The 22,464-nt window shown below is 42.8% G+C and carries 14 protein-coding genes and 1 tRNA gene; 10 read left to right on the top strand and 5 right to left on the bottom strand.

The genetic code is table 11. The annotated features are described in order from the left end of the window. Positions 1–105 precede the first annotated feature (105 nt). The 7 genes from WC955_06715 to rsmG all read left to right on the top strand — a co-directional run bounded on the left by WC955_06715 (position 106) and on the right by rsmG (position 9,449). On the top strand, positions 106–1,101 hold the full coding sequence (locus tag WC955_06715) for a hypothetical protein (protein MFA5858740.1): 996 nt from the start codon (positions 106–108) through the stop codon (positions 1,099–1,101). Between the two features lie 4 nt (positions 1,102–1,105). Further along, positions 1,106–1,729, top strand: a complete 624-nt coding sequence (locus WC955_06710) for a DUF3786 domain-containing protein (protein ID MFA5858739.1) — start codon at positions 1,106–1,108, stop codon at positions 1,727–1,729. Further along, a complete protein-coding gene (locus WC955_06705) occupies positions 1,722–2,705 on the top strand; it encodes a hypothetical protein (GenBank protein ID MFA5858738.1) in 984 nt (327 codons plus the stop codon). Before WC955_06710 ends, WC955_06705 begins: the two co-directional genes overlap by 8 nt. A 121-nt stretch (positions 2,706–2,826) precedes the next feature. Continuing rightward, entirely contained in the window at positions 2,827–4,410 is a 1,584-nt protein-coding gene (locus tag WC955_06700; protein ID MFA5858737.1) for a long-chain-fatty-acid--CoA ligase, read from the top strand. Continuing rightward, positions 4,407–6,839, top strand: a complete 2,433-nt coding sequence (locus WC955_06695) for a DUF3857 domain-containing protein (protein MFA5858736.1) — start codon at positions 4,407–4,409, stop codon at positions 6,837–6,839. The genes WC955_06700 and WC955_06695 overlap by 4 nt, the downstream gene beginning before the upstream one ends. A 95-nt stretch (positions 6,840–6,934) precedes the next feature. Beyond that, on the top strand, positions 6,935–8,749 hold the full coding sequence (locus tag WC955_06690) for a M20/M25/M40 family metallo-hydrolase (GenBank protein MFA5858735.1): 1,815 nt from the start codon (positions 6,935–6,937) through the stop codon (positions 8,747–8,749). Positions 8,750–8,762: 13 nt separating this feature from the next. Then, positions 8,763–9,449 carry a 16S rRNA (guanine(527)-N(7))-methyltransferase RsmG gene (gene rsmG / locus WC955_06685; protein ID MFA5858734.1) on the top strand — a complete coding sequence of 229 codons (687 nt, stop codon included), beginning with the start codon at positions 8,763–8,765 and terminating at the stop codon, positions 9,447–9,449. An 81-nt stretch (positions 9,450–9,530) separates the two neighbouring features. Here the strand turns inward: rsmG and WC955_06680 are convergent, their stop codons facing one another. The 5 genes from WC955_06680 to WC955_06660 all read right to left on the bottom strand — a co-directional run bounded on the left by WC955_06680 (position 9,531) and on the right by WC955_06660 (position 14,166). Further along, on the bottom strand, positions 9,531–9,755 hold the full coding sequence (locus WC955_06680) for a hypothetical protein (GenBank protein MFA5858733.1): 225 nt from the start codon (positions 9,753–9,755) through the stop codon (positions 9,531–9,533). Positions 9,756–9,977: 222 nt separating this feature from the next. Then, the gene (locus WC955_06675) at positions 9,978–11,615 is read right to left on the bottom strand and encodes a metallophosphoesterase (GenBank protein ID MFA5858732.1); all 1,638 of its coding nucleotides are present in this window, start codon (positions 11,613–11,615) and stop codon (positions 9,978–9,980) included. Positions 11,616–11,624: 9 nt separating this feature from the next. After that, the gene (locus tag WC955_06670) at positions 11,625–12,974 is read right to left on the bottom strand and encodes a sn-glycerol-1-phosphate dehydrogenase (protein MFA5858731.1); all 1,350 of its coding nucleotides are present in this window, start codon (positions 12,972–12,974) and stop codon (positions 11,625–11,627) included. A gap of 10 nt (positions 12,975–12,984) precedes the next feature. Beyond that, on the bottom strand, positions 12,985–13,995 hold the full coding sequence (locus WC955_06665; protein MFA5858730.1) for a potassium channel protein: 1,011 nt from the start codon (positions 13,993–13,995) through the stop codon (positions 12,985–12,987). Positions 13,996–14,092: 97 nt separating this feature from the next. Then, positions 14,093–14,166, bottom strand: a tRNA-Met gene (locus tag WC955_06660). Positions 14,167–14,475: 309 nt separating this feature from the next. Between WC955_06660 and WC955_06655 the strand changes: the two genes are divergently transcribed. The 3 genes from WC955_06655 (at position 14,476) to WC955_06645 (ending at position 22,412) form a co-directional block, all read left to right on the top strand. Next, on the top strand, positions 14,476–15,429 hold the full coding sequence (locus WC955_06655; GenBank protein ID MFA5858729.1) for a hypothetical protein: 954 nt from the start codon (positions 14,476–14,478) through the stop codon (positions 15,427–15,429). 24 nt (positions 15,430–15,453) lie between these two features. Continuing rightward, positions 15,454–20,379, top strand: a complete 4,926-nt coding sequence (locus WC955_06650) for an N-acetylmuramoyl-L-alanine amidase (protein ID MFA5858728.1) — start codon at positions 15,454–15,456, stop codon at positions 20,377–20,379. A gap of 116 nt (positions 20,380–20,495) precedes the next feature. Further along, positions 20,496–22,412 carry a DUF4838 domain-containing protein gene (locus tag WC955_06645; GenBank protein MFA5858727.1) on the top strand — a complete coding sequence of 639 codons (1,917 nt, stop codon included), beginning with the start codon at positions 20,496–20,498 and terminating at the stop codon, positions 22,410–22,412. Positions 22,413–22,464 lie beyond the last annotated feature (52 nt).

Below are 22,464 nucleotides of genomic sequence, written 5' to 3'. Positions count from 1 at the left end.
TGTTTAGACTACGATATCAAACGTTAATAGTTGTATTATACAACATTTATTGTAAAATATATCAAACAATAAGTTAATGTTGAGTCAAGAAATGTGAGGGCAAAAATGAGTGATATCAGTACAAATTTTTTAGTTTCTGCGCCAGTGCCCGTAAATAAAATCACCGCAGGGAATGCGGATGTGCTTGTTTACAATAACCCGGATGATATGGGCCTCGCTACTGCAATAAGTATTGCGAAAAAACAGGTTGAGTTAGTAGGGAAAAATGGGTATACAAGCATTATGATAATGGCTGCACCCGCAGCGTTCCCGTTCTACCGCGCATACGTAGGGCTAGCTAAAGTATCGAAAGACCTGCAGGCTGCGATACGTAAAACATTATTTTTTCAGTTTGATGACTACCCTTTACCGGCGCATCATCCCGCAACGTTCAGGTTTTTATTAGCGCAGCACTTGTACATACCGTTAGCGGATTATATTAATCCTGGCAACGTATATCCTTTTAATGTAGACGCGAAAGACGCTGCTGCTGAATGCCGGAGGTATACAAAACTTGTATTAAGTTATGGCCCTGACCTCCAGGTGAAAGGGCAGGGGGAGGATAGCCATTGGGGATTCCACCAACCCGGGATGAAACTAAAAACTGTACCGGCGTATGTTAAGATCGGCCTCAATAAAATGAATACCGCACAGCAAATGCGTGACCACCCGGGAATGTTCCCGACAGCAAAAAGTGTACCGACCGTAGCGTACTCCGCGAATGTTGCGTTGTTTATGAAAACAAGGATGTTATTAGAAGATAATGTCCCGCAGGCGAGTAAAGCGTTTGCGTTACTCGCATCGTTCGGGAATAATAGTATTGACGATATTTGTCCTTCAGGGCAGTTGAAGACACACAAACATGCGGTTGCACGGACAACTTCCGCTGCGGCATGGGCATTGCTTGAGTACCGCAGGAAAAAAATTGTTACCCGTGAATCAATGAAAAAGCTTGATAATATATGGTATACCGAAAACGATCCGGAAGTAACAGAGAGTAAACGCGCGTTTATGCGGTCCGCGTTTAAGAAACTTAAGATAAAGTACGAAGATTATCTATAAACAAATGGCGGATACCGAACCTTTGAAAGTACAGGGGTATGATAAGTTTTGGGAAACGATCCTTTCCCGTAAGAACGATGATATCGCGGGTTCTACCGGCGCGGTATATGATAAGGAAGGTAATCGTTTCTACATAAAGTTTTTGGGTACAAACGTATGTTTAACACCGTCCACGCGGTTAATTACGGAAAATCATACTGAAAAAGTTGTTGAGTATGACCTCCGTATCGCGGTACTAACCTATTTTGCTCTGTCAAAACGCATCAATCTTTCAGGTGAATGGGTTACCCCGCAACAACTGCCTTCCGGTGCAATGTTTTTCCGGGGAGTACACTCAATACCTGCAGAGAAAATAATTGATAGGTTTGTGAATGATACAAAAAGTGTTATCGCTGCGTGTGAGGCAATCGGGGGAGCTAAGGTTGAAGTATCACCTGCGGATGTGTGTTACGATTTTATGTTATTCCCCCGGGTGCCGGTACGGTTACAGTATTGGCGTGGAGATGAAGAATTACCGCCGTCCGTAACGTTATTGTTTGACCGTACAGCAAACGAGTTTTTGTTGATCGACGGTATTCTTGGTGTAGCGAAGATGTTCGTAAAAAGGTTGACGGCATTCAATGGCTGACAAACAAAGTGTAAAAGATAAAAAACAGGTATTGCTGGCGCAGGTATTATCCTCGGCGTACAAACTATCACTGGAATGGCCGGATGAGGATGATAAAATTCTGCGTATCATCGCGATGAAGTATAGGATGGGGAACAAAATCCAGGTTAACGACCTGTTATTGTCATTATCAGAAAAATACAGGAAAAACAGGTTTAGGCTGGGGAGTAAGATCAATAGTGTTATTCTTCAAAAAATAGCGTTATTTTTACAGGTTATCGGCAACCGCAGCGGGTATATTGAAGTAGTGAATAAAACTAAAAGTTTAGCGAAGGACGGATATATTGACCGTCTGTTAAGAATGATGTATCCCTCAAAGTTTTTGGATAATACGCATCTGGAACAACAGGAGATTAAGTTGCCACTCGAAGTTATAGCACTACTTACCGCGAGGAATAAATCGTGGATTATGGAACTCCGTGACGCGTATAACCGCTATAAATCTGTTGTACAGCAGAACATGAGTACAGGCAGGTATCCGTTATCGTTAGTACAGGAAATAGAAAATATGCATACCTACCGTGAGATGAAAATGCTGCCGCAGTTACGCCGTGAGGTGGAAGACGCTATTAATACCGCGGGTATCTGGAAAGAATACCGTGTTGGCCCGAGGGTTACCATGATAAACGAATTGTCGGAGATAAGCGTACCCGTAACGTTATTTATTGTGGAACAACATTGGATGGATGTAATGAAAAAATTTAATGATAAATGCTTAGCAGCGATTGAACGGACAAAAAAAATACGGTCCGGTATACCGCATGAACTGCCCGGTATCGCAATCGGGATAGCAGGATGGTACTATTTAAATGAAACCGAGAATGAACGTTCCACAACATTGAAGGCGGTATTTAAACTGCCTAAACGCGAGCGGTTCCTTACGTTGTACCAGATATCCAGAATTTTACTGGATGAACAACCGATTAATGCTGTATGACAGGCACCCTGGTTTTTTGGACTGCCATCCCGCGATATTTGTTATAATATTTGTTAAAGTATAGTTATGGAGTTGTTAGTATTAAAAAAATTAGATATTTGAAAGGGTGAGGTTTATTAATATGAAAGTACCTGAAGTTATGAGTCAAGTAACCAACCTTAACCAGTTATTCGCATCCCGCTCAATGAATATGAATTCAAAACGGTTTATTGACTTCCAAGGCATACGTTATAGTTATGAAGATGCATACGAAAAAACTTTGATGTTCGCAGCCGGGCTTAAGAATCTTGGTATACAAAAAGATGACCGTGTCGCGGTATTGTTCTCTAACTGTCCGGAATACGTTTTTGTGTATTTCGGGACTTTGGCGTTAGGCGCGAATATTGTGCCGATCAATACTTTTTTTGTGCCTGATGAAGTTAATCATATACTTAAGGACAGCGGAGCGAAAGTGTTTGTTACTTCCTCGGAGTTTGAAAAAATTGCGCATCAGGTTGAGGATAAGGTTGATAGCATAAAAAAAATTGTTATGCTCAACAAAATCGAGCATACGCATCCCTGGGTTAAGTTTGAGTATATGTATGAACACGGGAAACTTTCATTGGAAGAAGTTGCGGACCCTGAGCCGGACTCGTTAGCGGCAATACTTTATACCTCGGGTACTACGGGCAAGCCTAAAGGCGCGATGCTGACCCACCGTAATCTATTGAGTAACGGCGAGATGTGCTATAAAACAAAACTTGTTACTGAAAAAGATAAAGTGTTAATGTTCTTGCCGCTATTCCACTCGTTTAGTTTCACCGTGGGGATTGTTACGGTTATGACTGCCGGTGCAGCGGTGTACCTCATGAAATCCGTGCATCCGTTCAGTGAAGTTGTGAAAACTGTCCTGCTTAAACGTATAACTATTTTTATTGGTATTCCTCAGGTGTACCGTATATTGAGTATGCAGAACATACCGGGATGGTTTAAGTTAATTAATCCGTTAAGGATATGTATCTCCGGAGCTGCGCCGTTACCCGTGAAAGTATGGGAAACATTTGAGAAAAAGTTTAAGACGCCGTTGCTTGAAGGGTATGGTTTGACGGAAGCGTCACCGGTGGTCAGTGTTAACCCGTTAGATGCAAGAAAAGGCGGGTCAACAGGATTGCCAATGCCGGGGATTGACCTAAAAATTCTTAATGATATAGGCGAAGTATTGCCTATCGGCGAAGTAGGAGAGATTGTTATCAAAGGGCCTAATGTAATGCTCGGGTATTATAATCAGCCTGAAGCGACAAAGGAAACTTTTACTCCGGACGGGTATCTTATGACAGGGGATTACGGTAAGGTTGATACAGATGGATACATCATGATTGTTGATCGCAAGAAAGATCTTATACTCTATAAAGGTATGAACGTGTATCCCCGTGAAGTTGAAGAAGTTATTTATCAGCACCCTAAAGTCGCGGAAGTTGCGGTTATCGGTATACCTGATACGCATCACGGTGAAGTGCCGGTAGTAGTTATTGTTCTGAAGGAAGGTTCTACCGCAAACGGTACCGAAATCCGGCATTTTTGTGTTGGGAAGATGGCAAATTTTAAGATCCCGCATTATATGTACTTCTGGAATGAATTACCTAAAACAAGTACCGGTAAAATTTCAAAAGTGGAAATCCGCGGGCGGTTGAAGGAACTGATGGGTAAAGGCGAACCTGCTAAATGACAGGACAAACGAAATATTTTAGTCCATACGCAGCAGTACATTCTGTTGTGCTTATCCTTTCTTTATTTAACTGCTGCAGTATAATTTCCGCGGAAAACGTGCCATTTTTACTGCAGGGTGATGATTATGCTAAACAAAGCGCAGTTGCGTATGATAAAGCAGTGGATGCGTATCTCCGTGCGAAGGTGCCTGGGGTTGATAACCAGGAGGTAATACTTAAACTCGGGGAACTTTATTATTCACACGGGGATTATGAAAAATGTATCACCGAACTACAGTCGGTATACGTTTCTACGGCAGTAAATACGCGTGTTGCAAAACTCTTGGGCTTGGCGTACTACCGGTTTAATGATGATACTAACGCACTAAAAATATTTGAGTCTATCCTCCCGGCATACACAGATGATGAGGTTTTGTATTGTCAAGCACAGGTGTGTGAACGCCAGAACTTGTATCCACAAGCTAAGGAGTTATACGAGAAAGTGTGTGTATACAAGCTTGAAAGTAAATACAAATCTTTAGCTATACAAAAACTTGAGAATATTAATGCGTTGGCGAAGAACGCTACTATTGAAGGGTTGCCAGAAGAAATACGTAAGCTCGTGAAGTCAACACCCGGGACGGAGAAGTATCCTAATGCCGGGGCAATCATAGTTTTTCGCAGGGAATCGGTAGAAGTAAAACCTGACTCCTCAACAATTGTTGAACAGCATAACCTTATCAAAATACTTAACGACCGGGGGAAAGGGTATGGCGAAATTGAGCTTGACTATGACAGTACCGACGAAAAGGTTGAGCTTGTATTTGCGCGGACTATTAAACCTACGGGTGAGGTTATCACCGTAGGGAAAAAACATATCCGCGATGTCAGCCGGTACATGAACTTTCCGTTGTACAGTAATGCTAGGGTCATGATAGTGTCAATGCCGGAGATTGTTGATGGGTGTTATATTGAGTATAAAGCGCGCTGGGTGGTTAACGGATTGATTGATGATAAACATATAATCGATCGTGTTATGGTACAGGAATATGAACCGGTCATCGGGAAAAAGTTTATATTAAAAGTACCGCAAAGTTTTGCGGTGAAATACAAACCATACGATCCCGGGTATGTTAAGATAAACCTCGATTTTAAACCGGTAGTACGTGAAAATAAAGATAATAAAGTGTATGAATGGGTGTTCAGTAATATCCCGGAAATAATTTCTGAACCATCAATGCCGCCGTATTCTCAGGTTACGGCGTATCTACAGATGTCAACGTTTAATTCCTGGGATGAAATATACCGGTGGTGGTGGCCCCTGGCTAAGGATAAGATAGGTGCTGATGAAGCAATTAAAAAACAGGTGGCGGTACTTATCAAAGGTAAAGTTTTGCTGAAAGATAAGGCGGAAGCTGTATATCACTGGGTTGCTTCAAAGATACGGTATGTCGGTGTGGAATACGGTACTGCCGGGTATGAACCTCATTCTGCGGCTGAAATTTTTGCGAATAAGTATGGTGATTGCAAAGATAAAGCTATATTGTTGATATCAATGCTGAAAGAAGCAGGTGTTACCGCATACCCTGTGCTTATAGGTACCCGCGGGGTGTTGGTGGTAGATAAACAGTTTCCGTCGTTATATTTTAACCACGCAATCACGGCGGTTAAAATTGATGATAAACTGTTATACCTTGACCCTACAGCCGAAACGTGTTCATACAACGATTTGCCATACGGTGATCAGGGTAGGTATGTGCTTGTGATGACAACATCAAATGTTTTGGTTGAGATGACACCGGTCTTACCTTCAGAAAATAATTTGGTGAAACTTGATATGGATCTGGCGATAGATAAAAATGGCAAGATCATGGCAACACGGACATTAACAACTTCCGGTGCGTATGACCAGGGACAGCGCGGGTGGTTAAAATATACAAAACCCGTATTAGTCAAGGAGTCTTTAAAGAATAGGGTTAATAATATTACACCCGGGGGTGAGCTGCTGGACTACAAAATATCGGATTTTGAGGATCTAACAAAACATGTTAAGATTTACACAAAATTTTCGGGCCCCAAGTTTTTGATAGACGCGGGGAATGATAATATTGTCCCTGCGCTGGGTGGTATTTCCGCGGGGAGTGTGTCACGCGAAACACGTGTATATCCTATGGATTTAGGGATGCCAAATAAAAGTGTATCCGAGATAGTGCTGCACCTGCCGGAAGGGATGTCCGCTAAATTTGTACCTGTGCCGGTCACAGAAAATAATAAGTGGTTTAAGTATATCAACAAATATTCTTTGATAGACAATATAACGTTGAAGTTTGAGGAAATATCCGAAGATTTTGAAAGAACGGTTATGACTGGTGAATATAGCGGTTACAAAAAAATGTATGAATCACTTGCCAGGGAAACTGATAAACAGGTAGTACTGCAAAGGAAATGATTTTTCTTCTAAAAAGAAGTAAGTTTTATTTTTGTACATATCTTTTGGTTGTTTTCTCAAATTTAGTATTAAGCGCGGTTTTAATAGCAGAAACTATGCCTTCCCCGGTAAACGTGTATTCTGCTGCAAAAGAGTTTAGTACAAACCTTGATTCCATATGTTCTGTAGGCGTAAGGTATACGGATAATGAAATAATAATTTATTCTGCTGGTATTGAAGGCAAACAGGGGTTTACTGAGTTCAAGACAAAGTTATTAGGTACATTAATTAAAGGCGAAGAGTGTTATTTTATTACAAAAAACCGTAGCCCCCGCGGATGTATTCCCGGTGAAAGCGTCCTTTATGAAAACCGTAACGGTATTGTTTGTAAATTGACTGAGGATAGTGTTGATAAGTTGATTATATCGGGTTTCAAGGTTGTGCCGTTATTACCGAAAGTACAGTATCCGCATGCCCGTGCTGTGCTTTCACGGAATACAAACCAGGCATTGTCTTTAACTGATAAGGATCAGGTAGTGATAGCGTCTATCATCAGTACAATTTCTGTGACGGATACAGAACAGTACCTGGCTGATCTTCAAAACATGGGGACACGGTATGCGTTTAACGGTAATCCCGGCGCAGTGAGGGATTATTTGGTAGCTAAACTGCAAAGTTTTGGGTATACCCCGGAGATCCAAGCATTTCTTAACCGTAATACTACAAATTATAATGTAATTGCTACACTGCCCGGAGAAACTATGGGGAATAAAAGTTTTATTATCTGCGCGCATCATGATTCTATAAGTAATGATCCTTATACATACGCACCGGGGGTGGATGATAACGCTACGGGTGTAGCCGGTGTTCTTGCTGCTGCGAAATGTTTTAAGCAACAAAAGTTTAACTATACCATCAAATTTATACTTTTCGGTGGTGAGGAACAGGGGATGGTGGGCAGCAGGTATTTCGTAAACAAAGATACCTCCACTGATATTGCCGGGGTGTTGAATATGGATATGATAGGGTATTGGAGTACCGGAAAAAAGTATGATCTTGAACTCACAGCAAATACGGCAAGTGAATGGATGGCATGGAGGGTAAAACAGGTTAGCGAAACTTATGGTATCGGTATGCCGGTAAATATTGTTATCGATGACGGTGCGTACTGGAGTGACCATTCATCGTTTTGGATTAAGAATAAGACTGCGGTGATGGCGTCTGAAGCGTATGACTGGAGTTCAGAAGATTTTAATCCGTACTATCATTCGGGGCAGGATACAGTATCTGCTTTAGACCTGGTTTTCTTCCACAAAAATGTCAAGCTATGTATTGCAGCAGTAGCGGAACTCGCAAATCCGTATGACAGCCCGACTAATGTCGCAGTGCTAAGGCCATATAGTTTGGATGATACTGTGTTTCAGGGGAGTATGTATACGATCAGGTGGGACGGTACCGGCGATTCTGTGGTTGAACTTTATTACAGTGATTACCGCGGGGTTAGCGACAAAAAGTTTATTACACAGTTATCCGGCCCAACAGGTACGTATGATTGGGATGTTACAAATATAGCTCCGGGGATGAAGTATATTTACGTTTATTCCCCGGTTTTAGGGACGGGAGAATGGTCATCCGGAGCAGTGACTGTGGTTTCCCGTGGGATGAAGGATGTTTATGTTTACCCAAACCCTGTGAGGCTTACACAAGACAACCCGCAGGCGATGTTTGTGGGGTTAGGGCAAAAAGTTAAGGTAAGAATATTTGATATTGCAGGGCAACTGGTTTACAATCGTGATGTTGAGGATGAATATAAATGGCCCTGGCGGTGCCGCGGTAATGGCGGGTATACTGTTTCATCAGGGGTGTATATTTATAGGATAACAAACGATGAGGGGAATAGTATGACAGGAAAAATTGCGGTTGTGAAATAAAGGGAGATTAATTGTGGTGATAAACCGTGAACTTTTGGGAATTGCACTAAAAAAACAGTATGGGTTGGTGCTCACAGAAACGCAGGTTTCACAGATTGAAAAGTTTATTACGGAACTGTTATTATGGAACCGTGAGGTCAATCTTACCCGTATAGTTGAGCCCGAAGATGTTGTGTATAAGCATATAGTTGATTCTCTGGGGATACACCGTGTGTTATCACAAAACAATATCTTGCCCGGGAAAACCGTGAAATTAATCGATGTGGGTACTGGCGCAGGGTTTCCCGGGATACCGATAAAAATTGTATACCCATGGCTTGAAGTTACCTTACTGGATTCTGTAAACAAAAAAATGGTTTTTGTAGAACATATAATAAAAACACTGTCGCTTACCGGGGTTAAGACATACACTATCCGCGCGGAAGATGCTGGGAAACAAAACGTGCACGCACGGAAGTATGATATTGTTACTGCGCGGGCAGTTGCAAAACCCTGTGTTATTGTTGCAAACTCAATTAATTTAGTTAAACCCGGCGGAATATTAGTGGTTTATCAAACAAAGGTTGAGGAGAGTGAACAGGTTGAGTTAAGAAACCAGCTTAACCGTATAAACGCAAAGCTCACAGGGATTGTTAATAACGATATTGTTACTGATAAAGAAACATTTACACGTAATCTTGTTGTTATAACAAAAACCTGATTACTTCCCTAAAATTATATCCGCAAATTTGTGTGGTTGTGGCCTGTGAGGTACAGGATAACACGATCCTTAGAGTTGCGGTCAAAAACTTTTTGGGAAGTCAAGCCCGATCCCGCCTATGAAGCCGCTTATGCCCATAGCGCCAAAATTGCCACGCGCTGGGTATACCGGGAAATGCGTGCCGACTACTGCGAATGAAGACGGGTATACTTTCAACCGTTCTTCAATCCACGCGACAGTGTCATCACCGTCAGTACGGCGTAGTGATGCGAGAATAAAAAACTGTGTTTTTGTACGTGAAATCATACCTCCACGTGTTTGTGCCCAAGGTATTGCTATACCTTGTTTTGTCCCAGTCAAGGCGTGAACTACCCCGCCATTGTTCTACGTCATGGTTACCTCCGATAAAATATACTGGGCAGTTAAGTTTTGTTGTTAATTCACGGAATTTGATAAAACAGGGTTGTTAACAATACAATTATACGTGATGCCATATATAAAAACCCTCTCTTTAACCATACTTCCGGCTTATTTCATTAAGTAAAAACACGCAAATTTTTGTGGTTGATGAAGACTTTTCTGTATACCGGTATATGATAGATTATAAAATCCGTAAACCCTTCTGCGGCTTATGTTAAAACCAACAGGACTGCTGCTGCCGATAGTTTTGAACGGTATTTTAATTTCTATATTCCAATAATCCTGCCCTTTGTCAACCGCGGAATACCATCGGCCGTCCCATGTGCTTGAACGTGTACGCCCGTAGTTATAACACGTTTCGTCGTATTGCGTATTCAACGGGTTGACAATAAAATGGAAGTATTGCGACTGCTGTCCCCCGGGGGCAAGGTATACGTCAACACTGTCATCTATCCAGAGATTATCGTCCCGCTGGGTAAGCGTAGCAGTGATTGTTGAGATATACGGATCATGGCATTTTATGAAAAAGTACAGGTTTTCTTTGTCATACGCTACGTATGCCGTAGTACCAAAGGGTAATGGTTTGTTTTGGCTGTCACGGAAGCGGTATAACGAGACTGTTGTTGTGGATTTCCATTCAGTATCGTCATATTTACCGTCAATTACAAATGTGCGGGTGGAAGGGTAGATCAGGATTGATTTTAACCAGTACGCGGGTGGCGGTACCGTGCCTTCTGTAAGCATTTGGTACGAAATTGTGCGGAAAAAGTCTTTCTCCGGGATCGTAGAAAATTCGAACTTACGTTCAATCTCTGTCCCAAAACGGTTTTCTTCCGGGGATAGATGGTAGTTATCAGTTTTTGTGCCGGGTTTAAACTCAATCGGAACAGTAGAGGAAGATAGGGTTACGTGATAAAAAGTTGATTTAACTTTATTGTCATTAACTTCAAAAAAACGGTAGCCTGAGGATGTAGGACTCCCTAGTGCTGAGGTGGTTACATTCCAGACATTACTTTTACGTGAAACAGAATTTATGTGTGTATGCCCTGTAAGGTAAAGTATAACCCTGTCTTTTGAGTAACGGTCAAAGTGTTTTTGGAGGTCAAATCCCATACCTCCTAAATACTCGCTGATGCCCATATACGAAAAATTTTTTCGTTGGCCATAAACCGGGAAATGTGTTGAAACAATTGTGAAAGTACCGGTTGTTGTCTTTAACTCGTTTTCTATCCATGCAACCGTATTTTCGCCGTCAGACCGGCGTAGTGATGCTGTGAGGACTAAAGCGTTATTGTATAAAATACTGTTGTTCCATGCAGATGTACCAAAAATTTGGGTATAGTACGTTTTGTCCCAGTCAGTTTTTTCGCTGTTCCGCCATTGCATAACGTCGTGGTTGCCTCCCAAAAAATAGACGGGGCAATTGATTTTTTGGGTTAATTTCATGAATTTAATAAAACTTTTTTTGTCGCCTTTATCCGTGAGGTCACCGGAGATTATCACAAAGTCAGGGAGTTTATGGTTTTTCTCCGTGTTTAAGAGTTCGGTGAACCGTTCAAAGAGTTGTGTGCTGAACTGGTAGTTCGGGGCTTTAATACTGTCAGTATCAATTATGTGAGTATCCGTAATATGCACAAAGGTAAATACCGGTACGGAGGATCTATCTTGTTCAGCTGCAATAACAATGGGTTGCGGATAAATATAGTATAAAACAGCTAGTGCCAGTAATAATCTTAGTAATTTCAAGGTAACCACCTATCTTGTTTCTTTAATAAACTTATTCAAAACACCTAGGTCAGACGCTAAATCTAATACTGTATACCTCGCGCGCATATCTTTTGCGGATAATAAGGTGTGTTCCAGTTTTTTGCCGGAGAGCCCCAACTGTTTTGCCCTTACCGGTGCACCGGCTGTGCGTAAGGTTTTTTCGGTTACCTGCCAGGGGAGAAGTGTTTTGTTTAACTGCTGCCATATATTACTCCAGTTGGTTTTTATAAAGAATAACCGCGCGGCCTGGTTTTCTTTTGTACAAAACTTTTTTTCTACTTCAGGTATTATCTGCGGAGCAAGGTAGGTATGGAGTTTACGCAGTTCTTTTACCCGCGCAGGCCAGTCAGGATGTTGCGCGGTTAAATTCGCAATATTAATACTCTTTGGGTTAATGTTTTTTAGGTACGCATAAAGTTTACCGGTTAAAATCGTTGCAACTCCAACCTGACGCCCGTGGAGGTTGGGTAAGCGTTTCTCGTGGTCTGCTGTGATATCCCAGTAATGCGAGATCAAATGTTCTCCTCCGGAAGCCGGTGCGCTGGAGCCCGCAATTGTCATTGACATCCCGGAAAGCAGTAATCCTTCAGTTAAAGTAGCAACTGCGGAAGGGTTACCTTTACCGATATCTTTAGCAACTGCGCGGCATTGTTTCTCCGCGTGTTCCACAATTTTGCCGGGTAATGCGCACCAGTATTCGTTTGTCATGATATGCGAAAGTTTCCAGTCTGTCCCGCAAACGGGTTTTGACATCAGGTCCGCTAAGCCTGCAAGTATCAGATCTTTGGGTGCTGAAGAAAGTATGGCGGTATCACAAAGTACTGCTACCGGCGGGACTGCCGGGGTTGTTATCTTCAATCCATTACTTGTGATTGCAGAGATTGAGGATGTGTACCCGTTCATCGATGGGGCTGTGGGGATTGTTATATAAATACCTTTTATCTTAGTCGCAACAGATTTTGAGATATCGTTAATACTGCCTGCACCTAGAGAAATAATGTATTTACTACGGGTTCTGCGCAGTACATAGTCAATGGTTTCATCATCAACTTTAGGCTGGCCGTATTTTTTTTTATCCGGCACAATTATGGTGTCAACCCACCCGCTTGAACTGTTATAGGAAAGCGCGGAGATCAGTGCGTCACCCGCAAGCGCGTATGTGCGCTTATCCGCAATTAAGGTTATCCCTGTGTTCTTTGGGAAGTATTTGTATGTAAGAGACGCTATTGAGTATAGCGTGTATTCGCCAAAAATAATGTCTTTGGTTGGAATACTGTGTGACTTCCCGCAGGGGCACTTGATTGTTTTTCCCAGTAAACCTTGTAGTTGTTTATCCATAAAACCTCTCTTATCCCTGTCCGGCAGCAAGTTTCCGTAGTTTGCTTATCTGTTCAATATCGCCGATTACAATCAAAATATCCTTTTCTCTCAGCACGGTATCCATCGGAGGTGTATATTTATAATTTTCGGTTACAGAATCTTTTATGGCGATCACCACGAGGCCGGTTTTCTCGGCAATCTGTGCTTGCTTCAAGGTTTTACCTAATAAATCTGACTCACCTGAAATCTGTGCTTCATCCACGCGGAGGACAGAGCCGCGCTGGCGGAGCATTGTGTCCAGAAATGTTGTTACCGTCGGTCGGATCATCTCGGATACCATGCGTAACCCGCCGATAACTTCTGTGGAAACCACAGCATTTGCGCCCGCACGGGTAAGTTTGTGTACAGTTTCCTGGTCAATTGAACGTGATACTATGCGGATGTTGGGATTCAATCCCCGGGCGGTAAGTACAACAAAAAGGTTGTCTTTATCCGTGGATAATGCACTGATTAATCCCGCTGCTTTATCGATGCCTGCGCGTTGAAGAACATTTTCGTTTGCAGGATTGTCGTTGATAAAAATAATTTTGTCTTCATCCGTAAACTGCGTGTTGGCAGGTGTGGAGTTGTCAATTACAACGAATTGATGTTTTGTTTGTACAAGTTCGTCGATGATATACTTTGCAACGTCAAGAGCGCCGCAGATTATGTAGTGTTGAGTTAACGATTGAATGCGTTTTTCCATCCTTTTCCTCCTGATAATTCCGGTAAGCTCGCCTTCCACAACAAATGATAGTATCAAACTCGCAGTGTAGGCTAAAGTTCCTACGCCGAGAATTATTACAAAAATTGTAAATATTTTACCTGCCGGCGTTTTTGGCGTGAGATCGCCGTATCCTACGGTGGCAAGGGTTACAGCTGTCATATATACCGCATCAAGAACAGGCCATTTTTCTATTATTACAAAACCTGTGGCGCTTATTAAAAAAGTTATTGCAAAAAGTATGAATACTGAAATTAATCTTTTATAAACCGTCATAAAGAGATAATCTATATTTTCTGTGTTCACAAGTCAAGGTTTTATAGTTACAGAAAACTATAGGATTTGATTTTGTTGTGTGTACAAAAAATAAAAAGTGCGGGGGCACGATTTGAACGTGCGACCTTCAGGTTATGAGCCTGACGAGCTACCGGACTGCTCCACCCCGCAGATGTAATATAACAAAACTTATTGATGTTGTCAAGCAAGAATGTTGGTTTAGCCAATTTAACAAAAACACTTTTTTTATTACTGACCTTGGTATTTTAGTATGATGTAAAACTGTAATGACTAGTTTACACTTTGGTGTGAAAGTTGTTGCGCAGAGGAGTGGGAACATTTTGCGGGTTTGTTACGTCAAATCTCGTAGTTGAAGAAACTTAGTTTAAAGAAGTTATTTTATAGTTTGGCAGTTGGGTTGCAATAAGAATTAATTGTTTACAAGTATAAAGGGCTATCAAAGGGGGGCAGGAGTAGTATATGGTTGCAAAAAAAGTGGTCTTCATAGCAATAATGCTTATGATCTGCGCAGGGAGTGTGTATTCCGAAGTTGCTATTACTCAGAGTGTTAAATTAACAACAAACGGGGAGTATAACAGCCCGCAGTTTTCGCCGGATAATAATATGATTGCAATGACTAATCTAGAGCATAGTAAAGGGTTGTATGTAATGAACGCAAACGGGACGAACCTGCGGTCACTTACCACCGAGGGAGCAGCAGGGTATAAGTTCGTATGGTCAGCCGATAGTAAAAAATTAGCGTTCCGTAGTTCAAATATCTTTGATACTAATACCGGCCCGGATATCCGTTTTGCTATTAAGACAGTAGATGTTTTTTCTGGGAAAGCTGTACAGTTAACGAAATATGAAGAGGATGTGTATCCTCCTGTATGGTCGGAGAACGGCGCAAAATTGTTATATGCCGCCCGGGGTAAGTTGTACAGTAGTATTATCAACTCAAAATACGCAAGCCAGGTATCCGCAAAGGATAGAGTGGTATTCACGGATTTAAACATGGTTTACCTTCTTGAACCCGATGGGACTAAGGTTGAGTTAGCGGAAGGATATAATCCTGTGCTTTCACCTGACGGGATGAACGTTGCGTATTTACGCGGGAATGATATTTATGTGATGATACTACCTACAAAAAAGGAAGTTAAACTCGGGGAAGGTAGTTGGCCGGTGTGGTCACCGGATGGTACACGCGTATTATACGCCAATACCTGGGATGACGGGCATGAAGTTCTGGGGTCGGAGATATACGTGCAGAACAGTGATGGGACAGCGCGGCAGCAGTTAACAAAAACTGATGATATCATTGAGTCAGAACCTTCATGGTCTTCTGACGGAAAAAAAATTGTTTATGCAGATATGGCAGCTGGAAGTATCTGGGTGTCTGAAGTAATCACCAAGGATGACGGAGTTAAGAAGTAATTTATTTGTATGGAGTATAAAAAAATGGTTGTACCAAAAAAGAGTTTTGTTTTAGCGTTGATAATTTTTTTATTATCATCCCCCGGGTACGCGTCACTTTCCGGGAAAAAAATCGGGATTGATCCCGGGCATGGGGGATCCGACCCTGGTGCGGTGGGATGCGTTGAGGAAGAAGATTTTACACTGGCAACAAGTTTGAAGCTACGTACGTATTGCCAAAACGATTCCGCAGGTGTTGTGATGACACGTACTGGGGATTCAAGTATAACTATTACGAACCGTGTTTCTATATTTAATAGCAACAACGTTTCTATTTCAATTGCTATTCATAACAATGCTGCGGGAAGTACCGCGCATGGCGTTGAAACTTATTATTGTTCGCAAAACAGTTCGCCAAGTTCTAGCAAAACGTTAGCCACAAAGATACTTAACCGTTTATTGAAAGAAGTGAAGAATGATAGCCGCGGGGTGAAGGAATGTCTCGCTGCGGGTCGGGGATTCCATTTTGGTATGGTAAGAAGCCCGACGAATCCCGCAACATTACCGGAGACATATTTTGTGTCAAATCCTACCGAATGTTCCGGTATCATTAAACCCGATGCCGGGCGGGATAAATGCGCGCATGCAATGTATAACGCTATTTGCGACTACTACGGAGTTGCTCCAAAAGGGACAGCTGTGCCGGTACCGGCTGTACCCGCGACTTTCAGTGTTCTTTACAAAGAAAACGGGTACGGTGTTGTCCTTAAATGGGCAGCGGTTAGCGGTGCAACTAAGTATAAAGTCGGTCGCCGTCCTTCGGGCGGGACGTGGACGTACTGGGATAATCTTACTACCGCGAATGAGCCTGCAATCGGGTGGCCGGCAATGTATCATACACCCGGGGTGGGAAAATTTGATTTTGCGGTACAGGCAGGGAATGCTTCCGGGTATTCTGCGTGGAAGTATGTTAACGCAGTTATTGTCAATGACCAGTCTGCACCGGCAACGCCTGCGGGTTTAACCGCGCAGGTGGTGAACGGGAATTCTGTTAAGCTTACCTGGACGGCAGTGGCCGGAGCGAGCGGGTACACAATTTATTGTTCATCAACCGCTGCGGAAGTTAATGATGCGTGCTACAAAAAAACGCCAACAGGTGACGGGCAAACATGGACAGGGTTAGCATATATTACTGACGGGCTTAGGGATAATACTAATTACGGAAGTTCTGCAGTTGCGGCACAAGCGAATGCATGGATAACATTCTCACCGGCAGTTGAACTGCATAAATATAATTTCAGGTTATTCGACGGGGATAATAGGATTTATGAAAATGTATATGCGCGATGGTATGATACCGCAGGAGCGTATCATAACCCGCATGACTGGCGGTCGTACCGTACCGGCGGGGCGTATCGCTTAAGCGCTACTACGGATGTTAAATGCACAAAACTTGGATTATCATTTGCGTCGAGTGCTGGGAATACTATAAATGCGCAAAATCATGTTACTGTTATGGAAGCTCATGGCGGGTACCGCGCAAAAGTTACCGGTGCAACGACTTATACTGCTACGGGTTTATTAGGGAATACGGTGTATTATTTTAGGATTGATGCGTATCGAACCACTGTACCGGAAACAATTTCGTTCTCATGCCCGGTAGTGTCAACACGTACACCGGCTTCTTCGGATGTAACTCCTCCGGGTGCGCCAACGTTGTCTTCCCCGAGTAACGGTTTGATTGTGAAGACAGCATTACCGTCTTTTGACTGGTCGGATGTAAGCGATCCCAGCGGGGTAAAGTATGAAGTTATGGCGGATAATACTAACGACTTCGCATCACCGGTTTTTAACCAGCAAAGTCTTGCGGCGTCATTGTATAAACCAACTGTCAGTATGACAAACGGTATGTACTACTGGCGTGCACGCGCAGTGGATAATGCAGGGAATACCGGTGCGTGGAGTACAACATTTAATTTTACGGTAACCGTTGATTCTTCGGATGTTACCGCTCCAACTAATCCTACCACAGCGTCTGCATGGCCTGACCAAAATAAGTCTAAGGTTATTACGAACAATACCTGGCAGAACGTTGATGCTGGGCCGTATTTTGAACTTACCGGCGCGACGGATGCCGGTAGCGGGATTGACGGGTATTCTATTTACTGGGGTGCCGATGCAACAGAGGATCCGGGTACTACTGCAAATAAGGATCATGCGGTACCAGTTTCGTACTTCGCATCAGCTGCTGTCTCTGAAACTCCGTATTATCTTAGGGTTAGGACCGTGGATAATACAGGTAACTGGTCTGACGCAGTTACGTTGTTTACCTATAAGTACGATAATACTTTTCCGCTTGTACCGGAACCTGTCTATCCTGATAAGTCAAAGATGTTCTCGGTACGGCGTCCGACGTTTACGTGGACAGCAGTGAGTGATACTTCCGGAGTTACATACTTGCTGCAGGCGGATAATGATACAACATTTGTTTCGCCTGAACTTAATATTACAGGTATTACATCAAACGAATACGCTGCAGTTACTGATATGGCGGATGGGAAGTATTACTGGCGTACCGCGTCAAAGGATGGCGCGGGGAATGTTAGTAACTGGTCGCGTATATGGATTTTTAATATTGATACCTTAGGCCCTGCAGCAGTTAATACTCTGACAGCTGTGAGTGAAAGCGGGGGAGATATTAAACTTTCATGGACGGCAGTTATCGACAGTGTGGGGACTGTGGGGTATTACAAAATATACCGTTCTCAGGTACAGGGTTCGTTAGGGGCACAGATTAATACCGGGGCTGAGGATTTATTAACCGAGTACATCGATCCGGGGACAGGGTTGATTGATAATGCAACATACTATTACACAGTAGAACCTGTGGATAATGCCGGGAATGCAACGGTTACCGGGAATAATCAGGCAAGCGCGGCATGTCAAAAATGGGGGATTTCTATAGCAGGGTTGAAAGTGAACCCGCAAGTGTTCTCCCCGAATTATGACGAAATCCTTGATTCTGCGACTATCACGTGTACAATAAATCCCGGTGGAGTGATGACGGTAAAAGTTTATGACGGGGATACTGTTGTCAGGACACTGATGGCAGACCAGCAGATGAATGCCGGGGTGGTTACTGTTGTGTGGGACGGTGCAGGGGATAATGAAAAAGAGTTGTCTGAGAGCAAGGCTTATTCCATCCAGATTACCGGTAAGGATGACCAGGGAAGAATTTCGGGCCCCAGAAAAGTGGATGTAATAGTTGACCTTACAGCACCGAATGTGGTATCTATCACCGCAGCGCCTACACCGATCTCGCCGAATAATGACGGGACACGGGATACTGCATCAATTATCTATTGTGTTGAGGAAGATGTTTTTGTTAATCTTGGGATTTATGATAGTTCCGGGACGTTAGTAAAAACTTTATTGACGGATTCATTGATGAAAGCAGGGACTGCGTATACAGTATGGGATGGTAAAGATGAAAATGGCGGTGTTACAGAAGGAGAATATATTGCCCGGGTGGGTATCACTGATCTATCAGGTAATATGGGCCTTGAGGAAGAAACCGGGATTGCTGTTGAACTGACTTCCGGGTGGATAATGGGGTATATCTACGACGCTACCAGCGGGTTAGGAAATATTGTGAGTAACCGTATAGGTAATGGTATATGTACAATCTCTACCGGTAAGAGTATAACAAGTTCAAGTGATGCTGCGCAAAAAGGGTTCTACGGGTTTTATTCTCTACCCGAAGGTGAGTACCTTGTATCGGTTTATGCGTCAAAGTATGAGCTTACCACCACTACTATAGTAGTTACAACCGGTAAGATTACCTGGGCAAGTATAGGGTTGAAGTACACAGGTATCTGTGATGAAGTAGCTCCGGTTCTCCAGCATGTGCCGATTACAGTGGTAGGACTTGCGGGACAAAAAATCAGGATAGCGTCAATAGTCACGGATAATTATGTGGTTGCTGATACAAAAGTTGAGTACAAAACTGTCTCTGCGGGTAATCTCGAGGGTGAACTTAAAGAGTTAGGGATGGTGGCGTCCGGGGATAATTATATTGCGGATATTCCCGCAAGTGAGATTGACACAACTGTTGAACAGGTATGGTATCGTATTGTTGCAATGGATAATGACGGGAATATAACATACGCCCCCACTAAAGATACCTGGAACGTTATACAACGCAGGAATTATGGGCAGAACACGATATCTTCTTCGGGCGGGCGTGTGTACATCCCGGATGCGAACCCCGATGACGGGCAGGTGGAGTTAAGAATTGCAGCGGGTACTGTGAACGATTCTGTTATACGTGTTACTCAGCAGGATGCCGGTAAGCTTTCAAGTGTTAAAGATAAAACGTTTATTGAAGGCGATGTGGATAAACCGGTTGCAGCGTATGAAGTGACTGCTGCGGTGACTGCGTTGGATTCACCTGCGGAGTTAACACTTATCTACTTCGACCTTGATGATGACGGGATTGTTGATGGTACTGAGATAAACGAAAGTGCGTTACAGATATTCTGGTTTGACGGTAACGACTGGCGGTACGTCGGTGGGACGGTTAATACTGCGATGAATACGGTTAGTACTAAAGTAAGTCATTTCACGTCATTCGGGTTGTTTCCCGTAAGCGCTGATATGGCAAACCTCCAGGCGATTATGTATAAACCGAAAGAAAGAATTGTTACGCCTAACTCAGACGGGCGGAATGATTTCGCGTGTTTCAACGGGATAAATAATTACTGGGCAGCGTTAACCCTGAGGGGTAATGATACAGCCCCGCGGGAAGTTAAAGTGTTTGATGTGAAGAATAAACTGGTAAGGGTTATTAATGAAGGCGATATCTGGGATGGTAAAGACGAAAACGGTGATATGGTGGAAAACGGGATATATATTTACCAGTACGAAGTTAATAGTAAAGTAGTTAACGGTACGGTAGTTGTTGCGAAGTAAGAAGCAGTGGTTATAATGTAATTCAATAAATGTGGTATAATCAATCCTCGGAGGGGCTCTCCGGGGATTTTTTATTGTTAAGTGTTATTGTTCATAGAAAGGTGTAATCCATCAGGGTGAAGAATAAGAAAACTGCAGGGTTGTTACTGGCTGATGACGGGAGAACCTTTTATTCAATCCTTCTCCCTCAACCGCATAAGTGCGGGAGCGTAGAAAAATTTGCTGCTGAAGAACTACAAAAGTATTTTTTTAAAATCACAGGTATAAAAATAAGTATTGCCTCAACCCCTAAGGATGGGTACCGGTACATTTCTGTGGGTAATACTGATATAGTTGAACGTGAACACATAAAACTTTTCCCTAGGTATGGAAGGAAAAGTTTTGGGGGTAATTTCAGCGGCAGCGGGATTTTTAATTTAAACGAAGAATGGATATTTTCGGATGACGGGTTTATCGTAAAAAACTGTAAGCAGGATGTTGTGTTATACGGGATGAACCCTAGAGGGACATTATACGCTGTATACTCGTTCCTTGAACAGCTGGGATGCAGGTTTTATGCGCCGGAGTTTGAGAATTATAAAGGGCATGCTGAGTACGTACCCCGGATTAACCGGTTAGTAACGCCGGTTATGTATTATATATCCCTGCCTTCTTTACGGTGGAGAAAAAAAGATTTTGATTCTATGTTCACCCATGACGATACGAAGTGCGTAAAGATAATTGATTGGGCTGCAAAAAACAGAATTAATACCATAGCGGTTCCTCTGGTGCCGCATTTCAGGAAAGAACGCGGGATTACCTGGGAAAAAATGAGGAGGAAGTTGCTTCCCGAGATACAAAAACGCGGGTTAATCCTTGAAGCCGGTAAGCATGAGATGTATACATTATGCCTGTCCCCGGAAAAGTATTTCAGGAAACATCCTGAATGGTACTGTTTATGGGAAGGGAAAAGGATACGTAATGGTGTGTTTAGTACCGCCAATAAAAACGCAGTGAGTGAATTTATAAAAAATTTTGTTAAACTACTTAATAAGTACCCGGAGATAAATGTTTTGCAATTCTGGCCCCCGGATGTCAGGCGGTGGAGCCAGGCGCCGGAGGATCAGGCGCTGGGGAATGAAACCACCAGGCATGCGTTGTTTGTAAAAACAATTGCTGAGGTGCTCCGCCAGAAGTTTCCAAGTGTTAAACTTCAGTTTTTAGCGTATCACGGATACGTTGTTCCTCCGGAGAATATATATTTCCCGGATAATACAATACTGGATTTTTGTGAAATCTCACGGAGTTATCAGTACCGTATCTACGATAAACGCGATGGAAATAATAGGGCGTATACAAAATACCTGCACGGATGGATGCGGAGATACAGGGGTGATATCGGGATTTATACGTATTACTCGAAGTATGTATGGCATTCATTACCGGTTATACTTCCGAAGTTAATACCGGAAGAGATTAAGTATTATTCACACCACAGGATTAAGGGTGTGAGTATGTATTCTGAACCGGATAACTGGTTTAACTATGAGATAAATCATTTACTGACAGCCTGGTGTGCATGGAATACCGATGCGGATATTGATAAGTATCTAACAGAATATTGCGGGATACGGTTTGGGACAGCAGCGAAGGTACTAAAAAATGTTGTTCTTGAACTTGAGAAATTGGTCACCCGGAACGCGTCATTACGCGGGACGGTGGTCAGTGATGCTGCGCAATACCGTAAAGCAATTGCTGAAACTCTGCTGTTGCAGAAGATGGTGAAGCAATGCGGGGAATTGGTAACTAAAAACAGTACTGCTAAGATGTTTCTCCATAAATTCGCGGGTATGCTTGAACACTTGTTGTGGGACATAAGAATTGTGGAAGCTGTTAGGTTGAAGAAAGATAAACGCGTAGTGGACATCCTTATTGCTAAACAAAGGGTGTTCTACAGGAAGTATAAAGATGCCGGGATATTATTGTATAAATATATCGACGAAGAACAGAGGTACCAGAAGTTGTATCTTGACGGTATAAAGTGGCGGGTATAGGTTGTTAAGTATACGGGTTTAATGAAGGAAGGGATTGTTTAATGTCAGAAGG

This window comes from Elusimicrobiota bacterium, from assembly GCA_041658405.1.
In the GTDB taxonomy this organism is placed as follows: domain Bacteria; phylum Elusimicrobiota; class UBA5214; order JBBAAG01; family JBBAAG01; genus JBBAAG01.
The sequence above is the reverse complement of the archived record's forward strand: the minus strand, read 5'-3'. Positions and strand labels throughout refer to the sequence as shown.

Excerpts from the sequence above, each read along its gene's own strand:
- WC955_06655 (MFA5858729.1), top strand. The coding sequence starts at position 14,476 with ATGGTTGCAAAAAAAGTGGTCTTCATAGCAATAATGCTTATGATCTGC.
- WC955_06665 (MFA5858730.1), bottom strand. The coding sequence starts at position 13,995 with ATGACGGTTTATAAAAGATTAATTTCAGTATTCATACTTTTTGCAATA.
- WC955_06680 (MFA5858733.1), bottom strand. The coding sequence starts at position 9,755 with ATGATTTCACGTACAAAAACACAGTTTTTTATTCTCGCATCACTACGC.
- WC955_06670 (MFA5858731.1), bottom strand. The coding sequence starts at position 12,974 with ATGGATAAACAACTACAAGGTTTACTGGGAAAAACAATCAAGTGCCCC.
- WC955_06715 (MFA5858740.1), top strand. The coding sequence starts at position 106 with ATGAGTGATATCAGTACAAATTTTTTAGTTTCTGCGCCAGTGCCCGTA.
- WC955_06700 (MFA5858737.1), top strand. The coding sequence starts at position 2,827 with ATGAAAGTACCTGAAGTTATGAGTCAAGTAACCAACCTTAACCAGTTA.
- WC955_06710 (MFA5858739.1), top strand. The coding sequence starts at position 1,106 with ATGGCGGATACCGAACCTTTGAAAGTACAGGGGTATGATAAGTTTTGG.
- WC955_06695 (MFA5858736.1), top strand. The coding sequence starts at position 4,407 with ATGACAGGACAAACGAAATATTTTAGTCCATACGCAGCAGTACATTCT.
- WC955_06705 (MFA5858738.1), top strand. The coding sequence starts at position 1,722 with ATGGCTGACAAACAAAGTGTAAAAGATAAAAAACAGGTATTGCTGGCG.
- WC955_06690 (MFA5858735.1), top strand. The coding sequence starts at position 6,935 with ATGCCTTCCCCGGTAAACGTGTATTCTGCTGCAAAAGAGTTTAGTACA.
- WC955_06650 (MFA5858728.1), top strand. The coding sequence starts at position 15,454 with ATGGTTGTACCAAAAAAGAGTTTTGTTTTAGCGTTGATAATTTTTTTA.